Here is a 936-nt window from a genome sequence, read left to right on the forward strand (position 1 = left end):
TGGTGGAGCTGTCTAAGGACTGCACCGCAGGGAGGTCTTCGTGTACCACCGTAATGCCCGGCTGACTGTGCGTGGGAGGCGGTTGCTGGTCGACCGTGTCCAGGCCGGCAGGCCCGTTGCTCACGTGGCCGCGCAAATGGGCATCTCGCGGACCACGGCCCACAAATGGGTCCGCCGGTTCGCGGCCGAGGGCGATGCGGGGCTCCATGACCGCTCCAGCCGCCCGCACCGAACGCCGCACCGCACCCCGGCAGTGACCGAAGCCGAAGTATGTGCCCTGCGGACCAGCAGGAAACTCGGTCCCGCCCGCATCGGACCGATACTCGGCCTGCCCCATTCGACCGTCCACCGGGTCCTGGCCCGGCACGGTCTGAACCGGCTGAGCTTCCTCGACCGGCCCACCGGAGCTGTCATCCGCCGCTACGAACGCGACCGGCCCGGTGAACTGGTCCATGTCGATGTGAAGAAACTCGGCCGCATCCCTGACGGCGGAGGCCACAAAGTCCTGGGCCGTCAAAGCTCCCGCCTGACCAAGACCGGCGTCGGCTACGACTACATCCACTCCGCCGTCGACGACCACACCCGCCTCGCCTACAGCGAGATCCACCCCGATGAGAAGGCGGTCACCTGCGCGAGCTTCCTCCGCCGAGCCGCAGCACACTTCAACGCCCTGGGTATCGCCCGCATCGAACGAGTGCTGACCGACAACGCGATGGCCTACCGCTACAGCAGCGCCTGGAAGGCGGCCCTGGCCGATCTGGGCGCAGCCGGTAAACGAACTCGCGCCTACCGGCCTCAGACCAACGGCAAGGTCGAGCGGTTCAACCGCACTCTGCTGGATGAGTGGGCCTACATACGGCCCTACACCAGCAACGATCAGCGAACTCAAGCCCTGGCAGACTTCCTCCACAGCTACAACCATCACCGGTGCCACAC

1 protein-coding gene is annotated in these 936 nt (G+C 66.7%); it reads left to right on the forward strand.

Going from position 1 to position 936, the window contains the following annotated elements; all coding sequences use genetic code 11:
• Positions 1-40 precede the first annotated feature (40 nt).
• Positions 41-936, forward strand: an 896-nt coding sequence (locus ACFPA8_RS27525) for an IS481 family transposase (protein ID WP_386452913.1), incomplete at its 3' end; no start/stop codon positions are given.

It is taken from the genome of Streptomyces ovatisporus, assembly GCF_042653885.1.
Lineage (GTDB): Bacteria > Actinomycetota > Actinomycetes > Streptomycetales > Streptomycetaceae > Streptomyces > Streptomyces ovatisporus.